We start from the raw sequence: 7,180 nt of genomic DNA on the forward strand, positions 1-7,180 counted from the left end.
GTCGCAGGTTCAAATCCTGCCCCCGCAACCAAACGATCAAACCCCGCCATTGGCGGGGTTTTGTCGTTTAGTCTTGGTTCAGCATTCGAACCTGCGACCTTCCTTGGCTTTTGAGCCTTCTCATAACTTGAAGGCTGAAGACGTATAGAAAACGTGCCAGTGGCACGTTTTTAGTCTGAAGGTCGAGCACGGCGAAGCCGCGCGCAGACTGCGTCGAGCCGCATACTCCAGCCAATCCGTAATCTGATTGACCATTAAATAAATCTGTCCCCGTTTTTTTCGTGCTGGTAGGTTGCGACTGTAAAAATTCAATCAAAACAAGCTGCGAGCTGATTGACACGTTATCGTTGTGTATCTACTAGTGGAATAGCTAATATGTGATTTCTAAAGTACTAGGAGGGAATGAATGAACGAAAAAGAATACGAAATCAACATTGACCCTCGAATCCTAGAGCTATTAGGCCCCAGCCTATACACAAATATCTACTATATATTAGGTGAATTGCTGGCAAATGCTTACGATGCAAATGCCAAGAATGTCTACGTCATAGAAGACGAGGATGACTCAATTATCGTCGAAGACGATGGGGCAGGAATGTCTTACGTAGAAGGTGACGTTCAAAAATATCTCCATGTTGCACAAGAAACAAGAACATCACCAGATGATGCTTACGTTAGCGGTAGCGGTAAGCAAAGAAGGAAGATGGGAAGAAAGGGCGTCGGGAAATTGGCAGCCCTATCTGTTTCTGAGAACGTCGAAATTCATACGATAAAAGATGGCGATAAGTCTGGCTTCATTCTCTCAAGACATGTGGCGGATGATAAAAAGCTTGAGGCTATTCCGGAAGAAAACGTCATTTTCCGGAAAGTTGAGGGCAGTGGCACATCAATAGTTATGAAAAATCCCCAGTATAAGTTGCACAGGACACTCGATGTTGTTGCGAAGAATCTGCTGAAAATATTTCCGATGGTAGATGAGACATTTCGAATCCATGTAGTTCGTGGAGCGAAAGAACGAGTGATTAAGAGTGTTGATGAGAGCTTAGTTAAAGATCTTGGGGCATTAATTACACTGGGTGATCCCTTTCGGGAGCTTTCTAAGTATTTCGACTGCCAGCTAAATGAAGTGAAGAATGCAAATTCTCTTCTAATGAAAAACGAAGAGCATCACGAAAAAAAGATAAAATTAAAAAATAAGCAAGGTCGTGAAGAAGAGTACGCCGTGGTCATTAAAGGATGGGTGGGAGCATATAGGTCTACGCGGGGTCATAAGCAGACGGATACTGATTTTCCAGACAACTTTATTTCATTGTTATCAAATAAGAAGCTAGGTGAATTTAATATTCTGCCAATTGTAGGTAAAAATGCTTTGAATGAGGTATATATTGTTGGGCAGCTTCATGTAGATTTGTTCGAAGAAACTGAACTGCCAGATATGGCCCTTAGTAACCGACAAGGTTACAAAAGCGATGATCCGCGTTTTCAGATGGTTAAAGATTATGTGAAGAACGAACTTCTGCCTAAAATTGTTTCGCTTCGAGCAAAATATACAGCGTTGAAAAAAGAAAAAAGCCAGAGAGAGAAGCAAGAAAAAGATAAAAAGCGCGAACAAACGTTTAAAGGATTAATTGAGAACTTTAAGATCCATGCTGCTGAGTCGGCGGTGAAAAATATAGCTGGCAGTGCGGATAATAGAGAAAATCTTGATATGAGATTAATACAAGATGCTGTCGCGCAAGCAATTAATATGAACCTGCCTGATATGGGCGTTAAGTCAAAAATAGATTCTGAAAAGAGAAGAATACTACTCAGTCATACAAAGGCCGACAAGGCTGTATGTGATTTCGTCTATAAGTTGTTGTTGTTTAATGATGTTCCGCCGGAGCACATAATTTACACGAACTCAGAGAACGCGGAATCACGAATTCCTGTTAAGTTCCCTCAGGTGGAAATATTTGAATATTTAAGAGAGTTCTTTGTTGAGAGTTACTCAACAGAAAAGATTTTCGTTTTGTACGTTACGAGCGAACAAATGTCCAAAAGCTGGGGGGCTGTTTCGGAGGTGGGCGCTGGCTGGATCGCGAAAAGTGACCATGATGTGATTAGCATTGATAGTTATGTTCCTCAGCAACCACTAAATACTAAGGCAGAATGGACGAATATTAGCCACGGAGAGGATGGTGTCGTTTTGGAATCAAAGGAGGCAGATAAGATCGCAGAAAAGATGGTCGTAATTTGCAAATACCTTGGGTACGAGCCAAAATCAAAGGAGCTAAACCTTCAGGAAACTGAGCGAATTGCGTCGGTCGTAGCTCCTGAATGAACTTGCAGATGCTCAATAAATGTTTCGCCAATTACTTTTCCGAGTGCAACAGGGACAGCATTGCCGATCATTTTCCCGATTGTTGAAATCTGAATCTTTTGATCAGGAGGGGTGAATTCATAGCTTTGAGGGAACGTCTGTAGCATTGCTGCTTCTCTGAGAGATATAGCTCTGTCCTGTTCTGGGTGACCGAAGCGTCCATTGCCATACCCGTAACACTGAGTTGTCATTGTGGGACTAGGCTTGTCCCACATCATTCGTGCGTAAACACCACTGTACGTTTTCCCGCTTTCCTTTTTATGGCATTCAGCAACGAGCTCTGTAGGCCAATCTTTCCATGATCCGCCCGGTTTGGATGCTTTTATGCGCATCAAGTTCAATGGGGATAGCGAAGCGCAGATGTGGAGGGGGTCTTCACTATGTTGCTCTCCAGCGGACAGAGGAGGTAGTTTCTTTATTGTATCCGCTACGGTCTTGGGGTAGTCGGGATTGGGCTCTGGTTTTTTTAGTTCAATTTCCCCAATCCGGGATGCAAGAAGGACGTGCCGCTTTCTTTCTTGAGGCATTCCAAAGTCAGGGCAATAGACCCGTTCTGCCCAAACTATGTATCCAAGTTTTCGCAGCTTCTTCTCGAAGTCATGGTAAACCTCATGCTTTGTAACATCAGGTACGTTTTCCATTGTAACGAGTTCTGGGTGGATGGACTCTATAAGGCTAGCAAAGGAGTATAATAGAGGCCATTTCTTGTCAGATCTAACATCTCTTCCTTGTGAGTAGGTCGAGAATGGTTGGCATGGAGCACATCCAGCCAACAAGCGGATATGTCCTTCAGGATACAATGATGAAATAAAATCGGAATCTAATAGAGAAACGTCTTCAGCATAGAATTTGGCCCCAGGATTATTTTTCTCATATGCGTGTTTGCAGGAGTTCTCAATATCGAAACCTGCGACCACGTTCACATCCGCTTTGATAAGGCCGTGAGTCAAGCCGCCAGCCCCACAGAAAAGATCAATGGCGGATATTTTTTTCATAGCTTGTCCTGAGGTTATTCTTATCAGATTTATTTTTTGTGTTGTATCTCACAGGAAAGTTACATCCTCAAGTTTTAATATATAGTTAGGCGAGATCTGACTTTGACTAACAAGTGGCGGACTGGTCAAAAAACACCCCCGACCTCACGATCGGGGGTGTTCGTTCGTCAGAGCCCAAAAGCTCCAATCCAAATCATCTCAAAGCTGTAAACCCTTACGCAAGATCAAACCGATCCGCGTTCATCACCTTGACCCAAGCCGCGACGAAATCCTTGACGAACTTCTCGTGGTTGTCGTCCTGGGCATAGACCTCGGCATAGGCGCGCAGGATTGAGTTTGAGCCAAAGACCAGATCAACGCGGGTGGCGGTCCATTTGGTGGCGCCGGTTTTGCGATCAACGATGTTGTAAAGGTTGTCGCCCGCCGGTTTCCACGTATAGGCCATGTCGGTCAGATTAACGAAGAAGTCGGTTGTCAATTTACCAACGCGATCGGTGAATACACCATGTTTGGTGCCGCCATGGTTGGTGCCAAGAGCCCGCATTCCGCCAACAAGCACCGTCATTTCCGGGGCGGTCAGGCCCATGAGCTGGGTCCGGTCCAGCATCATTTCTTCGGGTGAGACGGTGTAGTCTTCTTTTACCCAATTGCGATAGCCATCGGCCAGCGGTTCAAGGGCATCGAAGCTTGCGGCATCGGTCATCTCGTCGGTGGCGTCCCCCCGACCCGGTGCAAAGGGTACGGTGATATTGACACCGGCGTCTTTGGCGGCCTTTTCAACGGCTGCCGTCCCGCCCAGCACGATCAGATCGGCGAGGCTGACTTTTTTGGCCAAACCGGCCTGAATGCCTTCAAGTGTTTTGAGAACCTTGGCAAGACGGGCCGGTTCGTTACCTGCCCAGTCTTTTTGCGGGGCCAAGCGAATGCGGGCCCCATTGGCACCACCGCGCATGTCCGACCCGCGATAGGTGCGGGCAGAATCCCAAGCGGTGTTGATCAGCTCGGCACTGGTCAGGCCACTGCTGAGCAATTTGGCTTTGAGATCGGCGATTTCGGCATCGGACAGGGTGTAATCCACGTTTGGGATCGGGTCCTGCCAGATCAGGTCTTCGGCCGGAACATCCGGGCCGATATAACGAGCTTTGGGGCCGAGGTCACGGTGAGTCAGCTTGAACCACGCACGGGCAAAGACGTCGGAGAAATATGCCGGGTCTTTCATGAATTTCTGACAGATGGCGTTATAGATCGGATCAACCTTCATCGCCATGTCAGCATCGGTCATGATCGGCATGCAACGGATTGACGGGTCTTCAACGTCAACCGGCATGTCTTCTTCTTTGATGTTGATCGGCATCCATTGCCATGCGCCGGCCGGGCTTTTTTTCAATTCCCAGTCATAGCCGAACAACAGATCGAACCAGCCCATATCCCACTGGGTCGGGTTTTTGGTCCAAGCCCCTTCGATGCCCGATACAACCGTGTCGCGGCCAATGCCACGGCCCTTGGTATTCATCCAGCCCATGCCCTGTGCGGTAACATCGGCGGCTTCGGGTTCGGCGCTCAGATTAGCGGCATCGCCGTTACCATGGCATTTGCCAATGGTGTGACCACCCGCAGTCAGGGCGGCGGTTTCTTCGTCATCCATGGCCATACGGGCAAAGGTTTCGCGGATCTGAAGGGCGGTTTTGGCCGGGTCGGGTTGGCCGTTGACACCTTCGGGATTCACATAGATCAGGCCCATCTGAACGGCGGAAAGCGGGTTTGACAGGGTTTCGGGTTTTGTCAGATCGCCATAGCGGCTGTCACTTGGGGCCAGCCATTCCTTTTCAGCGCCCCAATAGGTGTCTTTTTCCGGGTGCCAAATGTCTTTGCGGCCAAAGGCAAAGCCAAAGGTTTTCAAACCGGCGACTTCATAGGCGATGGTGCCCGACAGGATGATCAAATCGGCCCAGGAAACTTTATTGCCGTATTTCTTTTTGATCGGCCAGAGCAGACGACGGCCTTTGTCGGTATTGACGTTATCAGGCCAGGAGTTCAGCGGGGCGAAACGCTGATTGCCGGTGCCGCCACCGCCACGGCCATCGGCCAGACGATAGGAACCGGCAGAATGCCAGGCAACGCGGGCAAACATGCCGACATAGCTGCCCCAATCGGCGGGCCACCATTCCTGACTTTCATTCATCAGGGCGCGAAGATCGTTTTTAAGCCCCTCGACATCAAGCTTTTTGAGCTCTTCGGCGTAGTCGAAGTTTTCGCCAAGCGGGTTGGTTTTGGCGTCGTGCTGATGAAGGATGTCAAAGTTCAGGGCATTCGGCCACCAGTCGGTTACCGTGGTGCCCAGGGCGGTTTGACCGCCATGCATGACCGGACATTTTCCTGTTGTATGCTTTCCGTCCATTTCTCTCTCCCGTATTGGCTAGCTGTTCTTGGGTCCTGATCCCGGCAAGGTTCCGCCCAGAGGGCATTTGCGCTAAGGCCACGATGGATGATTGTGAACCTGCCGTATTGTATTGTCTTCAGGTGCCTTTCCTGATGGGTCTTCAGGCAAAGCTATGGTGACGATACGAATAATCGAACATGTCGACGCGAAGCTTCCATGTTCAAGGTAATATGCAAACTTCTGATCGCAATAAGATAAAGTTATTAAATCATGGCGCGACGTCAGAAGCGATGTTGTAGGTCAAGGTAACGCTTTTTTTATCGATAGGGTAAATAGGTAATTTTTTTAAATTTCATAGATTTTATCGATGTGTCGGTCGTGTGATGCGGCGGCGGGGACTATTTTCGCTTTCCATTGTAGATGTCGGGATTGATACTTGCGCCTGTCATGCAACCTGAATTGACGAGAGTTTATGATGAAAGTCGGGATCGTTGGGGCCGGGATGGTCGGAAGTTCGGCAGGTTATGCGCTTGCACTGATGGGGATTGCCAGTTCGGTCGTTCTGGTCGATCGCGATCATGGTCTGGCGGTTGCGCAGGCCGAAGATATTGCGCATGCAGTGCCGTTTATGTCTTCGACCATGGTTGAGGCCCGCGATTATAACGGGCTTGCCGGGGCGTCGGTGGTGATCCTGGCCGCCGGGGTTAGTCAGAAACCCGGAGAAACGCGGCTAGCACTATTAGAACGTAATGCGGCGGTGTTTCGCGATGTGGTGGGCAATGTTTTGCGTGTGGTGCCGAATGCGATCCTTTTGATTGCGTCCAACCCGGTCGATATCATGACCCAGATTACGGTGCGGTTATCGGGGCTTCCGGCGTCGCGGGTGATCGGGTCGGGCACGATCCTTGATACCGCGCGGTTCCGCAGTTTGTTGGGGCGCCATCTTGGCATTTCGCCGCAATCGGTGCATGCCTATGTTCTTGGTGAACATGGCGATAGCGAGGTTCTGGCCTGGTCAAATGCGCGGGTAGGCTCGCTTTCACTGGCCGATGTTGCAGCACAGGTTGGGTCGGCGATTACCGCCAATGTGCGGGCCCAGATCGATGATGGTGTTCGCAATGCTGCCTATAAGATTATCAAGGGCAAGGGGGCGACCTATTACGGGATTGGCGCCGGGCTTGCGCGAATTATCAAGGCGATTGCCCAGGATCAGCAGGATGTGTTGACCGTATCGGTGGTTAATGCTGAAATCCAAGGTGTTTCGGATGTGGCGCTGTCGATCCCGCGTGTGATCGGGGCGGATGGTGTGATGACCGATCTTTTCCCGGATCTGGATGTGGGGGAACGTGATGCGCTGCATCGCAGTGCCAGCCTTTTGAAGGAAACGGTTGAAGCCGTCACGATCTAGGGTTAGGACCCATTAATTTGTTTGAAATGGTCAAT

At 49.2% G+C, this 7,180-nt stretch carries 4 protein-coding genes; 2 read left to right on the forward strand and 2 right to left on the reverse strand.

Annotated features, from left to right (window positions below):
* Positions 1 to 406 precede the first annotated feature (406 nt).
* Positions 407 to 2,323, forward strand: a complete 1,917-nt coding sequence (locus TALK_RS21685; protein ID WP_085621253.1) for an ATP-binding protein — start codon at positions 407 to 409, stop codon at positions 2,321 to 2,323.
* On the opposite strand, the gene TALK_RS21690 is transcribed toward TALK_RS21685, so the two are convergent.
* Complete coding sequence (locus tag TALK_RS21690; protein ID WP_085621254.1) at positions 2,281 to 3,357, reverse strand: DNA cytosine methyltransferase; 1,077 nt, start codon at positions 3,355 to 3,357, stop codon at positions 2,281 to 2,283. The genes TALK_RS21685 and TALK_RS21690 overlap by 43 nt on opposite strands.
* Positions 3,358 to 3,571: 214 nt before the next feature.
* Complete coding sequence (katG, locus tag TALK_RS21695) at positions 3,572 to 5,755, reverse strand: catalase/peroxidase HPI (protein WP_085621255.1); 2,184 nt, start codon at positions 5,753 to 5,755, stop codon at positions 3,572 to 3,574.
* Between the two features lie 457 nt (positions 5,756 to 6,212).
* Between katG and TALK_RS21700 the strand changes: the two genes are divergently transcribed.
* Positions 6,213 to 7,145: an L-lactate dehydrogenase gene (locus TALK_RS21700; protein WP_085621256.1), complete on the forward strand. Its 933-nt coding sequence runs from the start codon at positions 6,213 to 6,215 to the stop codon at positions 7,143 to 7,145.
* Positions 7,146 to 7,180: the final 35 nt, after the last annotated feature.

This window comes from Thalassospira alkalitolerans (assembly GCF_002115745.1).
GTDB lineage: Bacteria > Pseudomonadota > Alphaproteobacteria > Rhodospirillales > Thalassospiraceae > Thalassospira > Thalassospira alkalitolerans.

Excerpts from the sequence above, each read along its gene's own strand:
- TALK_RS21685 (WP_085621253.1), top strand. The coding sequence starts at position 407 with ATGAACGAAAAAGAATACGAAATCAACATTGACCCTCGAATCCTAGAG.
- TALK_RS21690 (WP_085621254.1), bottom strand. The coding sequence starts at position 3,357 with ATGAAAAAAATATCCGCCATTGATCTTTTCTGTGGGGCTGGCGGCTTG.
- katG (WP_085621255.1), bottom strand. The coding sequence starts at position 5,755 with ATGGACGGAAAGCATACAACAGGAAAATGTCCGGTCATGCATGGCGGT.
- TALK_RS21700 (WP_085621256.1), top strand. The coding sequence starts at position 6,213 with ATGAAAGTCGGGATCGTTGGGGCCGGGATGGTCGGAAGTTCGGCAGGT.